This is a genomic window from Stenotrophomonas sp. B2, assembly GCF_014947095.1.
Lineage (GTDB): Bacteria > Pseudomonadota > Gammaproteobacteria > Xanthomonadales > Xanthomonadaceae > Stenotrophomonas > Stenotrophomonas maltophilia_P.
Window position 1 is genome coordinate 230609 of record NZ_JADCQA010000003.1, and the last position, 21045, is coordinate 251653.

A 21045-nucleotide genomic window follows, 5' to 3' on the forward strand; every position below is an offset into this window, starting at 1 on the left:
AAGCCTTCAGGGGCGGGCCGCGGGACGTGTCTTGCATCGTCCGGCGGCGGCGGCTGACCGGGAGTGACGGCCCCAACATAGTGGGGATGATGGATATCGTCAACACAAGATGCAGTAAATAGCGCCCTCCGCGACGAACCGTCGCAGGATGCCGTGTTGCGTCTGCGCCGCCTTGTCGAAGCCGCACGCATCCCCACTTCGATACAACCTCCACTTTCCGCGGAACATCCCCCATGCGCGCTGCCCAGTACTCCTCCTTCGGCGACCCGTCCGACGTCCTTGCCGTCGCCGAGGCCGCCCTGCCTGAACCTGGTCCTGGCGAGGTGCGCATCCGTACCGTGCTCGCCTCCATCCACAACCACGATCTGCTGACCGTGCGCGGCCTGTATGGCTACAAGCCGACGCTGCCGGCAATCGGTGGCAGCGAGGCACTGGGCGTGGTCGACGCGGTTGGCGACGGCGTCGACGGCCTTCGGGTCGGTCAGCGTGTCGCTGCCGCCTCGGTGCACGGCACCTGGGCCGAAGCATTCATCGCGCCGGCACGGATGGTGATTCCGATGCCGGAATCGATCCCCGATGAGACCGCTGCGCAGCTGATTGCCATGCCGCTCAGTGCGCTGATGCTGCTGGAATTCCTGCATGTCGAGCCAGGCCAATGGATCGTGCAGAACACCGCCAATGGCGCGGTCGGCAAGTCGCTGGCGATGCTGGCGCGGGCGCGGGGTGTCCATGTGGCCAACCTTGTGCGCAACGCCGATGCGGTCGAGCAGCTGCAGGCGCTCGGCATCGATCATGTATTCGATACCTCGGTGGACGGCTGGAAGGACCGCGTGCGTGCAGTGACCGGTGAAGCGCAGGCGGCGGCCGCCGTGGATTCCATCGGCGGCGACGCCAGCGGTGGCCTGGTCGACCTGCTCGGCCACCACGGCACGCTGGTGTCCTTCGGCGTGATGAGCGGCGAGCCCATGCGCATCCCCGCCGGAGGCCTGATCTACAAGGAAGCCACCGTGAAGGGCTTCTGGGGCAGCAAGGTCAGCCAGGCGATGGCGGTGGACGACAAGCGACGGCTGGTGGGCGAACTGCTGCAGCGTGCAGCCGGCGGCGAACTGACGCTGCCGGTGGAACAGGTGTTCGCACTCGACGATATCGCTGCGGCGGTCAAAGCCGGCGCAGGTTCCGGCCGCAACGGCAAGGTGCTCTTGCGGCCTTGACGGTCGGCCAACCGGGGTCAGATCCCTTTCCGTTGGAAAGGGATCTGACCCCTGAGAGGAATGCGCAGCACCGGTCGATAACAGGGCCAGTCACTCGTTAAGAACCTGTGATGTATAACTGAATGCGCTTTCGTCATTGGAAGGCGCAGGCGAGCGCATGCGGTACTGGCGGCTCCTCTTCTGTCCGGCGTTGTCGCTTCCATGTACCGCACCACCCTGAACCTGCTTGCCGGCGCCATCGCGCTGGGACTTACCGCCGGCGCTGCCGGCGCTGCTGAAACCGCCGATACCGGCAAGGACAGCACCACGCTCGGCACCGTGCTGGTGACCGGATCCAACATCAAGCGCAGCGACACCGCCGGCCCCAACCCGGTGCAGATCGTCAGCCGTGAACAGATCGAACAGACCGGTCGCAGCACGTTGACCGATGTGCTGCGCAACCTGTCGGCCAATGCCGGCAACAGCTTCGACGAGCAGTACACCGGCAGCTTCGCGGCGGGCTCGGCGTCGATCGGCCTGCGCGGGCTGTCGCCGAAGAACACCCTGGTGCTGGTCAACGGCTATCGCGTGGCCAACTTCGGTTTCGCCCTCAATACCCAGGACACCTTCGTCGATCTCAATGCGCTGCCGATCAGCGCGGTCGAGCGCATTGAAGTACTGAAGGACGGCGCCTCGGCGGTGTATGGCTCCGATGCCATCGCCGGCGTCATCAACATCATCCTGCGCAGGAACTTCCAGGGCGTGGAAGTGGGCGGCGGCTTCGGTACGGCCACCCAGGGCGGCCTCGACGAACGCAAGGCCAATCTGCTGGCCGGTTTCGGCGACCTCGAACAGCAGGGCTGGAACGTGCTGTTCGGGCTGGACGTGCTCAAGCGCGATCGGCTCGACGCCGACCAGCGCGCCTATACCCGCAGCGGCGATTTCCGCGACAAGCCCGGTGGTCGCCTGGCCGGCTGGTCCACTGCCGGTGGCAACTGGCTGGCGAACCCGCGCGCGCCGCAGCCATTCTCGCCCTGCCCCGAGGGCAGCCAGCTGCGGCCCTACAGCGACTTCGGCAGCAGCCTGCCCGGCCAGGCCTGCGCGTTCAATGCGCAGCCATTCAAGACCCTGCAGCCCGGTGCCGAACGCCTGCAGGCCTCGCTGAGCGCGACCTACCGCTTCAGTGACAACGTCGAAGCCTTCGCCGACGTGCTCTACAGCCACAACACGGCCGACCAGATCTTCAGCGCGCCACTGACCGTCGGCCCGGGCCTGCGCGCCTACAACCCCGCCACCGGCACCCTGCTCGACATTCCGGCAGTGCTGCCGGTCGGGCATCCGAACAACCCGGGCAGCGGTCCCCTGCCCTTCGAGTACACGTTTTTCGATCTCGGCCCGCGCCTGAAGGACAACACGCAGGTGTTCTACCGTGCATTGGCCGGCGTGCGTGGCCAGGGCGCGCGCTGGGACTGGGAGGTCGCCGCGCTGACCTCGCAGAGCGAGCAGCGCGAGTACGTGGACAACTTCATCAACCGCTACGCGTTCGAGCAGATCCTGCGCGATGGCAGCTACAACTTCCTCGACCCGGCCAGCACGCCGGCCGCGCTTGACGCGCTGCGCCTGCAGACCAAGCGCCCGGGCTGGTACCAGCTGCACTCTCTGAACCTCAAGGCATCGACGTCGCTGTGGGAGCTGCCGGCCGGCGCGGTCGGCTTCGCCTGGGGCGCGGAGTTCCGCAAGGAATCGCTGGATGCACGGACCAGTGCGCAGGTGCTGTCCGGAACGGAGCTGCGGCCGGCGATCAACGTGGTCGATGGCGAGCGGCAGGTCAGCGCCGCCTACGCCGAGTTCAGCGTACCGTTGCATCGCACATTGGAACTGCAGGTCGCCGGACGCGGCGACCGCTACGACGACTTCGGCAAGGCGTTCTCGCCGAAGTTAGCGCTGCGCTGGCAGCCGCTGGACAGCCTGCTGCTGCGCGGTTCGTTCTCGCGCGGTTTCCGCGCCCCCTCGCTGCCGGAAATCGCACCCGGACAGACGGTCAGCTACGGATCGGTGATCGACCCGATCGACCCGTTGCAGCCCGGTGGCAGCCGCGGTGTCACCAACATCCGCACCGGCAATCCCGACCTGAAGGCCGAGCGCTCGCGCAATCTCAACGTTGGCGCGGTGTGGTCGCCGGACGCTGACAGCAGCATCGGCCTGGACTGGTACCGCATCGAGCAGGACAACCTGGTCAAGCCCGACAGCGCACAGTTCATCGTCGACAATCCCGCCCTGTTCCCGGGCCGGGTCCAGCGCGATGCGCAGGGCCGCATCCAGTTCATCACCAACCAGTATGCCAACCAGGGGGAGCTGACCACGTCCGGTCTCGACCTGGAGGCCAGCCGCACCTTCCGCACCGACGGCTGGGGCAACCTCACCCTCGCCGGCAGCTGGACCCATCTGCTCAGCTTCAAGCAGCCCCTGGTAGCCGGTCAGGCGCCCTATGACGGCGCGGGCAACAACCGCCACGGCGCGCTGCCGCGCACCCGCGGCACCACGTCACTGAACTGGGCGGTGGGCGACTGGAACAGCACGCTGAGCCTGCAATATGTCAGCGGCTACGACCAGCGGGTAGCGACGGCCACCAGCAACCCGGGCCTGCGCGATCGCGTCAAGCCCTATCACCAGCTGGACCTGTACGTGGCGTACGAAGGCATTCCCAACACCACGCTGTCGCTGTCGGTGCTGAACCTGACCGACAAGGACCCGCCATTCGACCCGGCAGGCGGCTCCAACGGCTTCGACATCAGCCAGTACAACCTGCGCGGCCAGTTCGTCACGGTGGGGGCACGCTACCGGTTCTGATGCGGAAACTGCACATGTAGCGCCGAGCCCATGCCCGGCTGCTTTACCGGCTTGATGGAGCCGAGCGTGGGCTCGGCTCCACGGAGTGTGCGGACCAACGGTCCGCACCCATCGCAGCGGTCGTGCATCACCGGCTCAGGTGCAGGAACTGCAGGTGCCGCTCGTACTGGCTGATGATGTCGTTGATGATCTGCTTGCGGCTGTATCCGACCAGGTCGTAATCCTGGCTGCCTTCGAACAGATGCACTTCGGCGCGGTAGTAGCGCTGGTTGCGCAGCTGCTGGGCGGCGAACGACGGCGTCAGGTAGCCGCGGAGGATCACCCGATACAGGAAGTCCTGCTGCTCGCCATGGTTGACCGAAAGTTCCATGTCGCCGGCTTCGATGCGGGTATGTACGTCCCAGCCCTGTTCGCGCAGCTGCTCGGCCACGGCTTCCATCGCCGGTTTCACCGTGTCATCCATGAAGCGGTAGACCTGGTCGCGCACCGGGAAGTGCATGGCCTGCGCAAGCCGCTGGCGCCAGCCCTGGTGGTGGCGATCGTCGCCGATCAGCGGCGATGGCCGGTACTGCAGCGCGCGCTTGCGGTGCGATTCGTCACTGAAGGCTCGGGTGAGGCCCCACATCATCAGCAGCAGCACCGCCGAGAATGGCAGCGACGCCAGCACCACCGCCGACTTCAACGCATCGATGCTGCCCGCCAGCAGCAGGCCTGCGGTGAGCACGGCGATCACCGTGCCCCAGAACACGCGCAGCCAGCGCGGGCCATCGTCTTCCGGAGCGCCGCCGTGCGACGACAGCGTGGACAGCACCACCGCGCCCGAATCGGCCGATGTCACGAAAAAGATGAAGCTGACCAGCACGGTCACCGCGATCACCGTGCGGCTCCACGGATAACCATCAAGCAATGCGTACAGCACGGTCGGCGGGTCATCCACGGCCAGCTGTGCCAGCTGCTGCTGGCCATGGTGCAGCACCTGGTCCAGCGCGCTGTTGCCGAAGATCGACAGCCAGGCCAGGGTGAAGCCGAGCGGAATCAGCAGCACGCCGAACACGAATTCGCGGATGGTACGTCCGCGCGAGATGCGGGCGATGAACAGGCCGACGAACGGCGCCCAGCCGATCCACCAGGCCCAGTAGAACACCGTCCAGCCGCCCAGCCATGCCGGCCGTCCGCCATAGGCGTACACGTCAAAGCTCTTGCCGACCACACTGCCCAGATAGTCGCCCAGGTTCTGCATCAACGTGCCGAACAGATATTGGGTGGGCCCGGCGAACAGCATGAACAGCACCAGCGCGATCGCCAGCAGCATGTTGATGTTGGCCATCCAGCGGACCCCCTTCTCCACGCCGGACACTGCCACGGCCACCGCGGCCCCCATCATGCTGGCGACCAGGACGATCTGCACGAAGTTCGAGTGCGGGATGTCGAACAGGTGCGACAACCCGGCGTTGAGGTGCAGAACACCGAAGCCCATGTCGGCGCCGATGCCGAACACGGTGGCGACAATGCCCAGCGCGTCCACGGTGTAGCCGATCGGTCCGTTGATGCGCTTGCCGATCAGCGGATACAGCGCAGATCGCAACGCCAGCGGCAGGTTGTGGCGATAGGCGAAGTAGGCCATGGCCATCGCCGCCAGCGCGAACACGCCCCAGCCATGCAGGCCCCAATGCAGGAACAGCAGCTGCATGGCCTGGCGCGCGCCGGCCTCGCCGGCGGCGGGAGCGCCCTGCGGCGGCTGCAGGTAATGGGTCAGCGGCTCGGAGACACAGAAGAAAAACAGGGTGATGCTGATGCCCGCGGCGAACAGCATGCCCGCCCAGGAGAGATAGCTGAACTCGGGCTCGTCATGGTCGGCACCGAGCTTGATGCCACCATACTTGGACAGCGCCACGCCGACCACGAACACCAGATAGAGGGTCATCGCCAGCAGGTAGTACCAGCCAACGTTGAGTGCCGCCCAGTCCTGTGCGCTGAGCAGCAGGCGACCGGCACCGATCGGATAGAGGCTGACGAACAGCGCGAACGCCACGACGATGATCGCCGCGAAGGCGAATACAGGCCGCAGGGTGCGCACCGGGGATTGTTGCGGCTCCAGGGCTTCCACGGGGCGGCGTTCTCCGGTCGATCAAAGAGTGAGCCGGCGGATTCTGGCTGAACGGCGGTGGACGCAGGATGAAGTGCTGTCGCGCGATGACAGCACAGGGACAGCACGCGCGTGGTATCACGCGCGCGCCGCGAAGTTCAGCGCATCACGTGCACGGCGCACAACTTGTTGCCATCAGGGTCGCGCAGGTAGGCCAGGTACAGCTGCCGCCCGGCCTTGTGGCGTACGCCCGGTGGATCTTCGATGGCGCTGCCGCCGTGGGCGATGCCTGCCTCCTGCCAGGCGTGCACCGCCTGCGGAGTCTCCAGCGCGAAACCAATCGTACCGCCATTGGCGTGGCACGCCGGCTGGCCATCGATGGGCGGGGTCACGATGAACATCCGCCCGTCCTTGACGTAGACCAGTCTTCCATCTTCATCGGTGATGCCCGGTCGGCCGCCGATGGCTGCGAACAATGCGTCGTAGAAGCGGCGCGAGACCGCAAGATCATTGGAACCGACGGTGATGTGGCTGAACATGGCGGCACTCCGTTGCGGAAAAACCGCAGTGTCGGACAGCGCGCTCCGGTCTGCAATCGTCGCCGCTCATGCGGTACTGAGCAGAAGCACCGCCCCCGTCACCAGTGCAATGCCGATCCAGCCGATGGGCCGCAGGCGATTGCCGAACAGCAGGCGCCCGCAGGCAGCGGTGCCGATCACGCCGATGGCACCCCACAGCGCATAGGCCGTGGCCAGGTCCAGGTAGCGCACTGCCTGGCCCAGCAGCGCGAAGGCGATCCAGACCATGACAACGGCACCGACACCCCAGTGCCAGCGGCGGAAGCCTTCGGACTTGGCCACCATCATGTTTGCCGCGACGTCGATCAGTGCGGAACAGATCACGAAGAACAGTGCCGTTGTGTTCATCAGTGCGCCTCCCCAAGGGTGACGCAGACAATGCCGGCCACCGCCAGCAGCAGGCCGGCCAGCTGCTGCATCGACAGGCTCTCGCCGAACACCGCAATGCCGACCAGGGTCAGCAGGGTCAGCCCCAGCCCCTCCCACACCGCGTACGCAACGCCGACCGCGATGCGCCGTACCGACAGCGCCAGGAAGTAATAGGACAACGCCAGCGCCCCGGCCATCACCAGGTAGCCGGTCCAGCCACCGGCGCGGGCGGCATGGGCCATGAATGACGTGCCGACCACTTCGGCGACGATCGCCACGGTCAGGCAGGCCCAGGCAATCAGGGGGCCTGGGGCGGGAACACGACGGGTCATGGGAAAACTCCAGCAGGATTCACAGCGCCCGCTGACAGGGGCGATGGCGTCCAGTATCATCGCCATTTACGATGGATCAAAAATGGAATCCATCGACATTAGCGATGGATCGATGCCCTACTCTCCTGAATCCCTGCAGGCGTTCGTCGAGGCTGCCGCACTGGGCTCCTTCTCGGCTGCCGCGCGGCGCCTGCGCAAGACGCAATCGACGGTCAGCACCGCCATCGCCCATCTGGAAGCCGATCTGGGCGTATCCCTGTTCGACCGCAGCGGGCGCTATCCGCAGCTTACCGACCCGGGGCGGCAGGTGCTGGGCCATGCCCAGGAAATCCTGGCTGCCGATGCACGACTGCGGCAGCTGAGCGTGCGCCTGGCTGCACCTGTCGAACCCCGGCTGACGGTGGTGTTCTCCGATGTTTACCAGCTGGACCCGGCGCAACAGGTGCTGCAGCGCTTCGCTGAAGCCTTTCCCGAAATCGAACTGGAGTGGCTCGACGCTGAAGGGCACGATGTGCTGGAACTGGTCGGCAGCGGCCGCGCCGGACTGGGCCTGCTGCCTCGCCAGGAGCGCTATCCGGATGCAGTGATCGCACAGCCCCTGGCCCATCACAGCGAGCTGGCGGTGTATGTCGCGCACGGACACGCACTGGCCGCGGCCGGTGCGCGCGCCGCACCGCAGCTTGCCCGCCATCGGCAGATTCGCTTGAGCGCACAGGTCGATCACGCGCGTGCCGTCGCCGGCCCGGCCTGGACCGCATCGGACTACCTGATGGTGATGGAAATGGCCGAGGAAGGCATCGGCTGGGCCGAACTCCCGAGAGCGCTGGTGCAGCGCTACGACCGCGGACACCTGGTGGAACTGGCCCTGCCCGGTTGGCCGCGGCGCATCCACAGCGACCTGGTATGGCGACGCGACACGCCGCCCGGGCCGGCCGCACTGTGGTGGGCCGACGCGCTGCGGTAGCGCCGGGCCGTATCGGCCCGGGATGTATCAAGGTTGTTGCAACCGCAGCCGCGCATGGGCTCGGCACTCCCCCTCAGCGATGCGCCAGTGCGTAGTCCAGCGCAGAGCAGACCGCGGCCACCTGCGCGTCGTTGCACTGCTGCGGCGTGGCGCGCGGGCTGTCCGGGTAGACTTCGGTGGTGGTGGTGTACGGCGCACCGGTGATGCCGGCACAGAGGGCCAATTCCACCAGCGGGTACTCGATCACGCCATGGGCCACCACCGGAGAGCCGATGATCTCGCCCTTGTCGTCGGCCGGTGCAATGTGGGTCACCTTTTCCACCGCCGCGATCACGGCCTGCTGGAACGCCGGCTGCGGATTGGCGCTGTCGTCCACCAGGTAGAAGCCATCAGGAATCAGGCCCGGTTCGAACGGCTTGCCGTCGCGCGCCGCCAGCGCAGGGCGGAACTCGCTTTCATCGCTGTCGGTGGTCTCATGCAGATCGATGTGCAGCACGAACTGGCCCTTGAGGGGTTCGATCAGCTCGATCAGCGCGGTTGATTCGCGAGCCGGACCACCGGCACGGAAGTTGCGGTTCGGATCGATCGCGTCGAAGTTCCAGCGGTTGATGCGCTCGAAGCCCCACGGGTTGACGCACGGTGCCACCAGCAGGTTGGCCTTGCCCGCGTAATCGGCCGCGTGCTTTTCAAGGAACTCCAGGGCACCCATCACGCCACTGGTTTCGTAGCCGTGCACGCCGCCGGTGACCAGCGCCGCCGGCAGCGCCGGGTTCCAGTCGCGGCTGCGCAGGGCGAACAGGGTATAGGTCTCTCCCGCGTAGTCGAGCTGGCCGTAGGCCACCTTGTCGAAGCGCGCTGCCAGTGCCTCGATGCGCGGCAGTACTTCCTCGTCGTAGCGGCGCAGGCGCTGCTGGCGCGCACGCCACTGCTCCCGTTCCGCCGCTCCCCACGGCTGGCCAGGGGTTCCGACGGGATAGAAGACAGCTGCAGGCATGACGGATCTCGGTGAGTCAGGAGGCAATCCTTCACTTTACCACCCGACCCCGGAGGCCATCGGCCTTCGATTCCATTCACGAATGGGATCAGCAATAATTCTCATTTACCACCTTCCCTGCGCCGTCCAGATGCCCCTCCGCACCCCGAAACCGGCCCAGCTGCCCTTGGTGGCAGCCCTCGCCCTGTGCCTGATGCCCCTTGCTTCCGCCCTCGCCCAGGACGCGCCGACCACGCTCGACAGCATCCAGGTCTCCGGCAGTTGGCTGGGCACCGGCCTGCATGACAGCGTCAAGAGCTTCGCCGGGGCACGTACGGTGGTCGATCGCCAGCGCATCGAGGCCAGTGGCGCGACCAGCATCGGCGACGCCATGCGCCGCATCCCCGGCGTGCAGGTCACCGACAACTCCGGCACCGCCGGCAGTTCGGTGTCGCTGAACATCGGCGTGCGCGGCCTCACCGGCCGCTACTCACCCCGCTCGACGGTGCTGCTGGATGGCGTGCCGCTGGCCGTCGCACCCTACGGCCAGCCCCAGCTGTCGTTCGCGCCGGCCAGCCTGTCCAACATCGAATCGATCGACGTCGTGCGTGGCGGCGGAGCCGTGCGTTACGGGCCGCAGAACGTGGGCGGCATCATCAACTTCAGCACCCGCGCCATTCCGCAGCAGAGCGGCCTGCACGGCGAGGTCGGGATCCGCTACAACGCCCATGACCATGGCGGCGGCGACAGCACCCAGTACAACACCTTCCTCGGCGGCACCAGCGACAACGGCCTGGGCGTCGCCCTGCTCTATTCCGGCCAGGACGGTCGCGGCTGGCGCGAAGGCAGCGACGACCGTTTCAACGATCTGGCACTGAAGTTCGCCTACGCCATCGACGACCAGCAGACGCTGCGTGCCAAGCTGTCCTACTACGACGTCCGCTCGCTGACGCCAGGCGGCCTGACCCGCGCGCAGTACGAGGCGGATCCGTTCCAGAACACGCGTCCCGATGACTTCTGGAAGGGCCACCGCACGGGCATCGATCTGGGCTACACCCACACGTCGTCCGACACCAGCGAGTTCGAGGTACTGGCCTATTACAACGAGAGCACCCGTGCCAGCTCGCTGATCAACGCTGCCAACACCCAGGTGAGCGTGCAGCCGCGCGACTACCGCGTGCTCGGCATCGAACCGCGATACACCCAGCGCCTGCACTGGGGGGCAAGCGTGCACGACGTCACCGCGGGCTACCGCTTCCTGCGCGAGCGCGGCAACGACCGCAGCTACACGGTGACCCGCCGCACCGGCGCCGCAAGCCCCATCAACCGCTTCGACAATGCCACCGACGCCCACGCCTTCTATCTCGACGACCGCATCGCCATCGGCCAGTGGCGGATCACGCCGGGGGTGCGCATGGAATGGATCGACATGGACCGCCGCCAGGCCGATGGCGGCACCACCTTCAGCAGCCGCAACGACAAAGCCCTGCCCTCGCTCAACGTCGCCTACCTGTTGACCCCGCAGCTGACCGTGTTCGGCAACTACACCAGCTCGTTCGGGCCGGTGCAGAACATCCAGCTGAACTCGCAGACCGCCAGCAATCCGCTGAATCCAGAGGTGGCCAGGACCACCGAGCTGGGCGCCCGCTGGCAGGACGGCGCGCTGCGCGCGGACGTCACGGTGTTCAGGATGCGCTTCGACAACCAGATCCTGCAGGTGCCGGGAATCACTCCTCCCACCTTCCAGAACATCGGTGCGACCGACCACAAGGGTGTGGAAAGCGCGCTCGAATACCGCTTCGCCGAAGACAGCGTGCTGGCCGGACTGGAACTGTACGCCAACTACACCTGGACCAAGGCGATCCAGCAGTCCGGTGACAACCGCGGCCGGGACGTGCCCTTCTACTCGCGCGACACCGACAGCATCGGCGCCCGCTATGCGCTGTCGGCCTGGACCTTCAATGTCTCCAGCACGCACCAGAGCGGCCAGTTCTCCGACGCTGCCAACACCTGGCAGGAAAGCGCCGATGCACGTGTGGGCCGCGTGCCGGGGGTGCGGCTGTGGAATGCGCAGGTGGCCTGGCAGGTTCCGGGGCTGGGCGACAGCGAGATCACGGCCGGCGTGAACAACCTGGCCGACAAGCGCTGGTACACCCGCAATGTCGACGGCAATGCCGGGCGCATGGTGGCCGCGCCACGCACCTTCTACCTTCAGGGACGCTACCGCTTCTGATGCGGTAAATGCCCGATGCGGTGACGGTGGCGATCACGATGGCGGCGTATCATGCCGCCACCATGGCCTCCACGGTTCCACCATCGCGCCTGCATCTGGCCTTCCAGGGCCTGCGACTGCGCCTGCGTGGCAGCGACCTGTGGTTCATCGCACTGGCGTTGCTGGTCGGCCTGATCGCCGGTGGCCTGACGCTGCTGCAGTCGGACATCGCGCGCGGGCTGCAGAGTGCGCTGTACGGGCTGGAACCCGGCATGCGCCTCAGCTCCCTGCCCGCGCTCAGCTGGACCGCCCTGCTGGTGCTGCCGCTGGGCGGCCTGCTGGTCGGGCTGGTCAGCCTGGCGGCCGCACGGCGCAAGCGCCCGCTGCTCGACGCGGTCGAGGCCAATGCCCTGCATGGCGGTCGCATGTCGATGCGCGACAATCTGATCGTGCTCACCCAGACCCTGCTGTCGAACGGCTGCGGTGCGTCCGTCGGCCTTGAGGCTTCGTATACCCAGATGGGTGCGGGCAGCGGCTCGCAGCTGGGCCGTGTCATGCGCCTGCGCCGCAATGATGTGCGCATCCTGGTCGGTGCCGGTGCCGCCGGCGCCATCGCCGCGGCCTTCGGGGCTCCGCTGGCCGGCGCGTTCTACGCGTTCGAGATCGTCATCGGCGCCTACACGCCCGCCGCTCTCGCGCCTGTGGCCCTGGCCGCACTGGCGGGTGCATTCGTCGCCGACCAGGCTGGCATCGAGGCGTACCTGCTGCCCGCAGCCTCGACCATCGATGTGCGCGCCGCCGACTACGCGATCTACGGCCTGCTCGGTTGCTGCTGCGCCATGGTGGGGATCGGCGTGATGCGACTGATCGCCTCCATCGAAGGCGTGGTCAAGCGCAGTCCACTGCCCCTGTGGGGGCGCCCGGTGGTCGGCGGCCTCCTGCTGATTCCACTGGCCATGGCCAGCCCGCAGGTGCTTTCCTCCGGTCACGGTGCGCTGCACCTGGACCTGACCACGCAGCTGCCACTGATCTGGATCGGCGGCCTGCTCGCCCTGAAGCTTCTGGCCTCGGGCATTTCGCTGGGCTTCGGCTTCCGAGGTGGTCTTTTCTTTGCGTCGCTGTTCATGGGCACCCTGGTCGGCACCCTGTTTGCCGGCCTGCTGGCGACGGCCACCGGCGTGCCCGTGGTTGATGCCACGTCCGCGGCGCTTGCGGGCATGGCCGCGTTGGCCGCCGCAGTGGTCGGCGCGCCGATGACCATGGCCATGCTGGTGCTGGAAGGCACCCACGACTTCCTGCTGACCAGCGTCGTGATGAGCGCGGTACTGGTCTCCAGCACACTGGTCCGCCAGTGGTTCGGTTACTCGTTCTCGACATGGCGCATGCATCTGCGCGGCGAAACCATCCGCAGCGCACGCGACGTCGGCTGGATCCACACCCTCAACGCCGGGCGGATGATGCGCAAGGGCGTTGCCACCACTCCGGCCGGGCTGGATGCCGCTGCGTTCCGCCAGCGTTTCCCGCTGGGCTCCGGCGGTCGCGTGGTCCTGATCGACAGCGAAGGCCACTACGCCGGCATCGTGCAGATTCCGCGCGTCTTCGCCGACGGCGTGAAGCCGGAGACACCCGTTGGCGATCTGGCCGAGAACCGCGAGGTGTCACTGTTGCCGGGCGCGGATGTGGTCAGCGTGATGCAGTGCTTCGACCGGACGCAGGCCGACGAACTGGCCGTGGTTGCCGCCGATGGCCAGCTGCTGGGCATTGTTTCCGAGGCCTTCGTGCGCAGGCGCTACGCCGAGGAGCTGGACAAGCGCCAGCGCGAACTGATGGGCGAGCGCGTCGAAGACGCCGATTGATCGCCCGCCCCGCTGCTACAGCGCTTCGCCGGCATCGGCCAGCCGCGACTCGATCAACGCGTACCATTGCTCCAGCATGTCGATCAGCATGTCCAGCTCTGCATCGGCACGCTGCGCCCGGCCACTGCGCAGGCAGGCCTGGGTTTCCTGCAGCTGGGCCAGGAACCCGGCCACGGTATCGGCCTGCAGGATCAGGCCCGGCAGGCGCCGCCCGGGGATGCGCACGACCGCATGATTGCCGAGCTGGCCATACACGCTGAGGGTGGTTTCCGTCTTCATGGACAGAGGCAGGAATTGGGCGTTCATCGCGTGCACCGTATGAAAACCTGAGCCACCGGCAGGGGTGGACGACGGGGGAGACGTGGCCACGTCCTGCCGGTGGTCAGGGGGGACTCGGGATGCCGGGGCATGGCCACGGCGCGGGAGACTTCAGCGCGGGTGCGCGATCCCGACGATCTGCACCCGGCGATTCGGCGCAAGGCACGCGATCAGCTCGCGACGGTTGCGCTGCGTGCACTGCACGATCGGTTCAGCCGCGCCGCGCCCTTCGGCACTGATGCTGCCCGGCGGCACTCCGCCCTGCACCAGGGCCGTGCGCACCGCTTCGGCCCGCTTCTGCGAGAGTTGCTGGTTGTAGCTGGCCGCACCGATACGGTCGGTGTAGCCGACGACCTGGATCGACTGCACCTTGCTGGCCTCACGGACCTGCGCCAGGATGCCCTGCACCGCCTGCTGCCCTTCGGCGCTGAGTACCGCGCTGTCGAAACCGAACAGTGCATCGGCGGCCAGGCGCAGCGGCTGTTCGGGCAGTGGCGCGGGTGCCGGCGGCGGCGGTGGTGGCCGCGGCGGGTCGAGCACGGCGGCGCAGGATTCGGGCTTCCAGTAGCCGGCCTGGGCGATGCCCTTGTTGTCGAAGCGCACCTGGAACTGGCAGGTGAAGTACTCGGCGCCCTGTGCGGTGCGGAAGTTGAACAGATAGTTCCACTCGCGCACGCCCCACATGCCTTCGTTGAAGTGCGGCGTACCCAGCAGGCTGTACAGCTGCCGCTTGCTCATCCCGGGCGCGAAGCGGCGCAGGTCGGCGATGTCGGGATAGGTACCCTCCTTCAGCGACGCCTTGGAGACTTCCGGGAAGGCTACTGCAGTGGCCTCGGCCGGCGCCTCACCGGCGGGCGCGTGGCTGCGGCAGGCGGCCAGCAGGCCGGCGGCGAGGATCAGGCCCAGCGACGCGGCGATGCGGCCGGCGCGGGCGATGCGATGCTGATTCATGTCATTCCCCCTGTAGACGTTTGCGCGGCAGCCGGGCCGCGATTGCGGCCCGGCTACGGCGGTTACCACTGGATGCCGGCACCGACGGCCACACCGGCCTCGCCACGGCTGTTGGTGGAGCCGCTGAACTTGTAGATCCAGCGGCCTCCTTCCGAGACACCGGACAGGCCCACCGCCACGCCCGATTCGCCGTTGTAGCTGCCGGCGGCGAACGAGGCCATGCTGCGACCCGCTTCGCTCGGCTGCGGCAGCGAGGCCGTGGCCATGGCCGAAGCGATGCCGGCCGAAGCGCGGTTGTCGGTCCTGCGCAGGTCGCGCTCGAAGCCGCCCATGCGCTCGTCGGTATAGGCCTTCGACCAGTCCAGGGTCTGCGCCATGCCGGACTTCAGCTGGTCGACATTGACCGCGTCGGTGCCCGCCGTACCGGCGGCAACGTTGCGGACCGTCGTCGGGCCGCTGGTGCTGCTGCCGAGAGTGACACTGTTGAAGTTGGTGGCTCCGTTGACGGTGGTGTCGTAGCGGATGGTGCCCTGCTGCGAGGCCTGCAGCTGCCGCACGTTGACCGCATCGGTGGCCTGGGTGCCGTCTGCCACATTGACCACCTGCCGTTCGGCGCCGCTGGCCCCAACCGAAACCGTGTTGGCACGGTTGGCCACCGACCCTGCGCCCAGGGCCACCGAGTTGTCGGCCTGTGCCTGCGAGCCGTTGCCCAGGGCCGTCGAGTTGGCACCGGCGGCCGTCGATCCTGCACCACCGGCTGCGGAATTGGCGCCCGTCGCGGCCGGATCGGCCAGGTTGTTGCTGTTGTTGGCGCGGAAGCTGCCGGCGACGTTGGTGATGTTCTGGATCTTCTGGTCGGTGTAGGCCTTGGACTGATCGATGGCATAGTTCACGCCATTCTTCAGCTGGCCGACATTCGTCGCGTCGTGATCGTCCGAGCCGTCGGCAACGTGGGTGATCTTGCGTTCACTGCCGCTGCTGCCGACCGACACTTCGCCTGCCGAATTGCTGGCACCCGTCTGACCATAGGCACCGGTATAGCCGCTCTGCGCGCCGACGCTGGCCACCGAGCCGGCACCCAGTGCCACGCTGTTGTCCGCGCTGGCGTTGGCACCGTTGCCGACTGCCACGGCCGACGCACCTGCCGCACTGGCCTGCGGACCCACCGCCAGCGCCTCCGCACCTGCCGCAGCGGCCGCCGCGGCGCTGGAGTTCACTGCCAGGTACGGGCTGCCGCCACCGTTGGTGATGCGCTGGTTGAGCACCCTCAGCGAACCGTCCACCGCGGAGAACGCCGCGGTGACGTTGCTGTAGTCGTTGGCGGTCAGGGTGCCGTCGGTGGCGATGCTGGAGATGCTGAACGACGGCGCGGTCCACAGATTGGTGGTGCCGTCGAAGGCCGTGCTGCCGCCGAAGTAGCTGGCGATGGTCGAGTTCGTGCTGAACAGCTGGTCGCCGGTGATGGCGTCGCTGCTGCCTGCAAGGATGCTGCCGGCCGCCACGTTGGTCACCTTCACCGCACCCGTGCCGGTACCGCTCAGGGTGACCGTGTTGACGACGTTGCCACTGCCATCGACATCGTACTTCACCGCGCGCTTGTCGATATCGTCGGTCTGGTCGGCGACATTGGCCAGCGAATTGCTGACCGCGTCGAAGGCGGTGCCGACGTCGTTGTAGCTGCCCTGGCTGATGGTGCCATTGGCGGCGATGTTGTTGATCGTGTAGGTCGGCGCGGTCAGCACACCGGCCGCATTGACCGCCGCGCCGCCCCCGAGATGGGTGGCGACAGCCTGGTTGGCAGCGAACAGCTGGGCACCATTGATGGCTTCGGTGCTCGTGGCGCTCACTTGGCCCGGGCCGAGGTTGCGCAGCGTGGTCGCCGTGCCGCCCTGACCCAGCGTGGCGCTGCCGTAGTTGACGCTGCCATCGCCATTGAGGTCGTAGCGCAGCGCGCCTTCCTCCGAGGCCTGCAGCTGGCCCAGGTTCACCGCATCGGTGGCAGCCGTACCGGCGGCCAGATTCGTCACCTGGCGTTCGGCACCCGCTGCACCGATCGACACGCTGTTCGCACGGTCAGCCAAGCTGCCGGCACCGACCGCGATCGCGTTGGCCGCCGTGGCGCGGGCGTTGGTACCGACCGCGATGGAGTCGGCACCGGTGGCCACTGCCTCCACGCCCGTGGAGTTCACCCGCAGGTACTTGGTGCCGCCGTTGCGGATATCGTTGATCTGCGTGTTGAGATTGACCAGCGAGCCGTCGACGGCGTCGAAGGCATCGGTCGCATTGTTGTACAGGCCCTGCGCAATGGCGCCATCGGTGGAGATCGTGCTGATCTCGAACAGCGGCGCGGTGAAGGCGCCACTGACCGGATCGAAGGCGGTGATGCCACCGAAGAAGCCGGCGATGGCGGCGTTGGTGGTGGCCAGCTGGCCGCCGTTGACGGCTTCCAGGCTGCCGGCGGTCACCGCACCCGCGGCGAGGTTGCCGATGGTGGTGGTACCGGTGCCGTTGCCGAGCGTGACGCGGCGATAGTCTGGATTGCCTGCGCCATCGACGTCGTACATCACCGCGCCGGCCGAAACATCGTCGATGAGGCTGATCGCACCCTTCAACTGGGCGACGTTGACCGCATCGGTGTTGGCGCTACCCGCAGCCAGGTTGGTGATCTGGCGCTCGCCACCGTTGGCGGTACCCACCGAAACTTCACCGGCAGAGACCTGGGCGGCAGTCAGACCATAGGCGCTGTAGCTGGCCTGTGCGCCGCGCAGCGCTGCGGAACGGTAGCCCAGCGCCACCGAATTGGCCTGGTTGGAGGTCGCCTCCGCACCCAGCAGGGTCTGGCCGTTGGCAGTACCCACCGCGCTGTCGCCGACGATCACCGAGTGGCCCATGCGCGCGGCGTAGTCCGCAGTCGGCACGCCGGTTGGATTGGTGGGATCGTTGGGACCGGCTCCCGGGAACGCCACGTTGGCGTCCACCTTCGGCAGCTCATGGCGGGCATTGGCGCCGATCACCACTTCCTTGGAGCCGTTGGCGAAGGCACCGTCACCCATCAGCACCTGGTAATCCTGTGCGGCGTTGACCGCCCAGCAGGAGATGTCGGCCAACGCGATATCCAGGCACTTGGCGGCCCATGCCGGCGAATCCGTCGGCAGCAGCAGGCCCAGCAGGCCACCGGGGTTGCCGTTGTTGATGTTGTAGATGTAACTGTCGGAGGTGACGCCACCGATCAGGGTCAGGTGCGAGCTGCCACCGGTCACCGCGCCGCCCAGGCCATTGAGGGTGCTGCCGACCGGTGACAGGTTCACGACCGGCAGGCCGAGCACGTTGACCGTGGAGTAGGCCTGCATCACGTTCGCGTTGCTGAGCTTGAGATTGCCGTTGTGCAGATAGCCGTCACCGCCGAACAGGCTGCTGGTCGTCGGGCCGATCAGCTGGCCGACGTTGCCGACCAGGCCACCGGTACCGATGATGAGTCCCGCATTCGGATCAGCCGGAGCGGGTGCCTTCGGGCTGTCCGGCGGAATCGCCGAGGGCTGGGTCAGGCCCAGGCCACCCAGCGTGCCGCCCACCAACCCGCCGACTGCGCCGCCGAGATTGTTGACGGTACCGTTGAGGTTGCCCTCCAGCAGGTTGCCCACCGCACCGCCGACGTTGCCGAGCGTGCCGGTGAGTACGCCGTCCAGCCCGCTGCCCGGCGTGGTGCTGCCACCCCCGAGCAGGCCACCGACAACGCTGCCGACCGAGCCGACCGTATTGTTGAGTGCACCGCCCACGGCACCTCCGATGGTGCCGACGGTGCCGTTGAGCACACCACCCACCGCACCACCGACTGCGCCGACCGTGCCGTTGAGCACGCCTCCGACTGCACCGCCGACCGCGCCCACGGCGCCGTTCAAAGCACCGCCTACGGCGCTGCCGACTGTGCCAACGGTGCCGTTCAGCGCACCGCCGACTGCACCGCCGACCGCGCCGACAGTTCCATCCAGGACGCCACCGACTGCACCTACCGTACCGTTCAACGCGCCGCCTACGGCGCTGCCGACCGTGCCAACCGTGCCGTTGAGCGCACCGCCGACTGCACCGCCGACCGCGCCGACAGTTCCATCCAGGACGCCGCCGACCGCACCTACGGTGCCGTTCAGAGCGCCACCCACGGCACTGCCAACCGTGCCGACGGTGCCGTTGAGCGCACCGCCAACGGTGCCGACAGTTCCATCCAGGACACCGCCGACTGCACCTACGGTGCCGTTCAGAGCGCCGCCTACGGCGCTGCCGACCGTGCCAACCGTGCCGTTGAGCGCACCGCCAACGGTGCCGACGGTTCCATCCAGGACGCCGCCGACCGCACCTACGGTGCCGTTGAGCGCGCCACCCACCGCACCACCGACGGTGCCGACGGTTCCATCGAGGACACCGCCAACCGCACCCACGGTGCCGTTCAACGCGCCGCCTACGGCGCTGCCGACCGTGCCGACCGTGCCGTTGAGCGCGCCACCCACCGCACCACCGACGGTGCCGACGGTTCCATCGAGGACGCCGCCAACCGCACCCACGGTGCCGTTCAACGCGCCGCCTACGGCGCTGCCGATCGTGCCGACTGTGCCGTTGAGCGCGCCACCCACCGCACCACCGACGGTGCCGACGGTTCCATCGAGGACACCGCCAACCGCACCCACGGTGCCGTTCAACGCGCCGCCTACGGCGCTGTCGACCGTGCCGACCGTGCCGTTGAGCGCGCCACCCACAGCACCACCGACGGTGCCGACGGTTCCATCGAGGACACCGCCAACCGCACCCACGGTGCCGTTCAAAGCGCCGCCTACGGCGCTGCCGATCGTGCCGACCGTGCCGTTGAGCGCGCCACCCACAGCACCACCGACGGTGCCGACGGTTCCATCGAGGACGCCACCTACAGCACCTACGGTGTTGTTCAACGTGTCGCCCAGGGAACCACCGACGTTGCCGACGGTGCCGTTCAGTACACCGCCCACCGCACTGCCGACCGTACCGACAGCACCGTGGAGCGTGCCGCCTACTGCGCCCACGGTGCTGTGCAGCGTGCCGCCCACTGCGCCACCCACGGTGCCGACAGTGCCGTTCAGTACACCGCTCACCGCACCGTCGACGGCGCCGACGGTTTCGTGTAGCGTTCCGCCTGCTGCGCTGCCCACCGTGCCGACCACGTCGTGCACTACGCCACCCACAGCACCGCCGACCGTGCCGGCAGCTCCGTGAAGCGTGCCACCTACTGCGCCCACGGTGTTGTGCAGCGTGCCGCCCACTGCGCTACCTACGGTGCCGACGGTTTCGTGCAGCGTCTCGCCTGCTGCGCTGCCCACCGTGCCGACTACGCCGTGCACTACGCCACCCACCGCACCGCCAAGATCGCCCAGGGCGCCGTGATGCAGGCCTCCGAGACCGAGCGTGCTGGCCTGCGCACTCACGACGGTCCGGCCCGCGAGCTTCAGGTTGCGATCGGCCACCACGTCCTGGCCACCCGGGCCCTGCACGCGCACCTTGCCGGCGACGCCTGCATCGAACGCCGCCGTGATCGCGCGATCATCGGTCTCGCCCGGCAGTTCTTCCTTGGCGGGCAAGCTCACCGCTGCGGTTGCGGAGGCCTTGCCCTGGCCCTCGATTCGATGTCCGGCGATGGCCAGATGCGAGTCGGCGTTGCCGTCGATGCCGGCCTTCAACCCGGACAATCCCTGCGAGGACGTCGTGATGCCCGCTGCCGCCTTGGCGCCGGCACCCACCGATGCCACCGGAGCACCTGCGATGCCGACCCTGGCCTTTGCCTTCGCATCGGCTGTCAGCCCCAGCGGCGAAGCGGCACCGGAGGAAACGTTCGCTGCCAGTGAGGTATCCGCCTGGGTACCCGCTCCGATGCCGAGCTGGGCCCGCACATCAGCGGCCAGGGCTGGCGTGGGCACATGCTGCGGCGATGCGTTCGCACCCAACTTCACCTGCACGGCGGCCGGCAGGACATCGCGCACCAGCGGCAGCGAGGTCGTGCTCAACTGCAGGCCCACACGCGTATCGGCACTGATCGCAGGCGTCGCCTGCGCCTGTCGCGCGGCTGCGGCCAGGGCGACTTCGGCATCGACCTTCACCGGCAAGGTCTGGGTGTACTTGGCCGCCAGCGCCTGCAGATCGCGCAGCGACTGGTTGGATTCGGTTGCGGATGCCGGCCCGCTGGCCAGCACGCACAGCAGTGCAAGCGCAAGGGCGCTGGGCGTCAGCAGGGAGGTGCGCGGATCGCGTGATGCGGTGCCGCCGCTATCGCCGGTGGCCAGTTCCGAGGCCACAACCAGAGCATTGAGCTGGCGGTTCCATACACGCCGGTAGATGCGGTTCATGAGC

The 21045-nt window shown here is 67.7% G+C and carries 13 protein-coding genes; 5 read left to right on the plus strand and 8 right to left on the minus strand.

The window, feature by feature from the left end; translation table 11 throughout:
- Positions 1–233 precede the first annotated feature (233 nt).
- The gene (locus IMX13_RS04800; RefSeq protein WP_193395898.1) at positions 234–1211 is read left to right on the plus strand and encodes a zinc-binding dehydrogenase; all 978 of its coding nucleotides are present in this window, start codon (positions 234–236) and stop codon (positions 1209–1211) included.
- A 201-nt stretch (positions 1212–1412) separates the two neighbouring features.
- Positions 1413–4040 (plus strand): TonB-dependent receptor, encoded by a 2628-nt coding sequence (locus tag IMX13_RS04805; RefSeq protein ID WP_193395899.1) that lies wholly within the window; start codon positions 1413–1415, stop codon positions 4038–4040.
- 127 nt (positions 4041–4167) lie between these two features.
- Here the strand turns inward: IMX13_RS04805 and betT are convergent, their stop codons facing one another.
- The 4 genes from betT to IMX13_RS04825 all read right to left on the minus strand — a co-directional run bounded on the left by betT (position 4168) and on the right by IMX13_RS04825 (position 7405).
- The gene (gene betT, locus IMX13_RS04810) at positions 4168–6147 is read right to left on the minus strand and encodes a choline BCCT transporter BetT (RefSeq protein ID WP_193395900.1); all 1980 of its coding nucleotides are present in this window, start codon (positions 6145–6147) and stop codon (positions 4168–4170) included.
- 137 nt (positions 6148–6284) lie between these two features.
- Positions 6285–6665, minus strand: coding sequence for a VOC family protein (locus tag IMX13_RS04815; protein WP_193395901.1), 381 nt, complete (start codon positions 6663–6665; stop codon positions 6285–6287).
- 66 nt (positions 6666–6731) lie between these two features.
- Positions 6732–7052, minus strand: a complete 321-nt coding sequence (locus tag IMX13_RS04820; protein ID WP_193395902.1) for a multidrug efflux SMR transporter — start codon at positions 7050–7052, stop codon at positions 6732–6734.
- Positions 7052–7405 (minus strand): SMR family transporter, encoded by a 354-nt coding sequence (locus tag IMX13_RS04825; protein WP_053517832.1) that lies wholly within the window; start codon positions 7403–7405, stop codon positions 7052–7054. The genes IMX13_RS04820 and IMX13_RS04825 overlap by 1 nt, the downstream gene beginning before the upstream one ends.
- Before the next feature lie 112 nt (positions 7406–7517).
- Between IMX13_RS04825 and IMX13_RS04830 the strand changes: the two genes are divergently transcribed.
- The gene (locus IMX13_RS04830; RefSeq protein ID WP_193395903.1) at positions 7518–8369 is read left to right on the plus strand and encodes a LysR family transcriptional regulator; all 852 of its coding nucleotides are present in this window, start codon (positions 7518–7520) and stop codon (positions 8367–8369) included.
- Positions 8370–8442: 73 nt separating this feature from the next.
- Here IMX13_RS04830 and IMX13_RS04835 read toward each other — a convergent pair whose 3' ends face one another.
- Positions 8443–9363: a M14 family metallocarboxypeptidase gene (locus IMX13_RS04835; protein ID WP_111185920.1), complete on the minus strand. Its 921-nt coding sequence runs from the start codon at positions 9361–9363 to the stop codon at positions 8443–8445.
- Positions 9364–9493: 130 nt separating this feature from the next.
- On the opposite strand from IMX13_RS04835, the gene IMX13_RS04840 reads away from it, so the two are divergent.
- Positions 9494–11575 (plus strand): TonB-dependent siderophore receptor, encoded by a 2082-nt coding sequence (locus tag IMX13_RS04840; RefSeq protein ID WP_193395904.1) that lies wholly within the window; start codon positions 9494–9496, stop codon positions 11573–11575.
- A 62-nt stretch (positions 11576–11637) separates the two neighbouring features.
- On the plus strand, positions 11638–13410 hold the full coding sequence (locus IMX13_RS04845) for a chloride channel protein (protein ID WP_193395943.1): 1773 nt from the start codon (positions 11638–11640) through the stop codon (positions 13408–13410).
- Positions 13411–13425: 15 nt separating this feature from the next.
- Here IMX13_RS04845 and IMX13_RS04850 read toward each other — a convergent pair whose 3' ends face one another.
- The 3 genes from IMX13_RS04850 to IMX13_RS04860 all read right to left on the minus strand — a co-directional run bounded on the left by IMX13_RS04850 (position 13426) and on the right by IMX13_RS04860 (position 21041).
- Positions 13426–13716: a hypothetical protein gene (locus IMX13_RS04850; RefSeq protein WP_053517836.1), complete on the minus strand. Its 291-nt coding sequence runs from the start codon at positions 13714–13716 to the stop codon at positions 13426–13428.
- Positions 13717–13839: 123 nt separating this feature from the next.
- Positions 13840–14679 (minus strand): OmpA family protein, encoded by an 840-nt coding sequence (locus IMX13_RS04855; protein WP_193395905.1) that lies wholly within the window; start codon positions 14677–14679, stop codon positions 13840–13842.
- A 62-nt stretch (positions 14680–14741) separates the two neighbouring features.
- The gene (locus IMX13_RS04860; protein WP_193395906.1) at positions 14742–21041 is read right to left on the minus strand and encodes an ESPR-type extended signal peptide-containing protein; all 6300 of its coding nucleotides are present in this window, start codon (positions 21039–21041) and stop codon (positions 14742–14744) included.
- Positions 21042–21045: the final 4 nt, after the last annotated feature.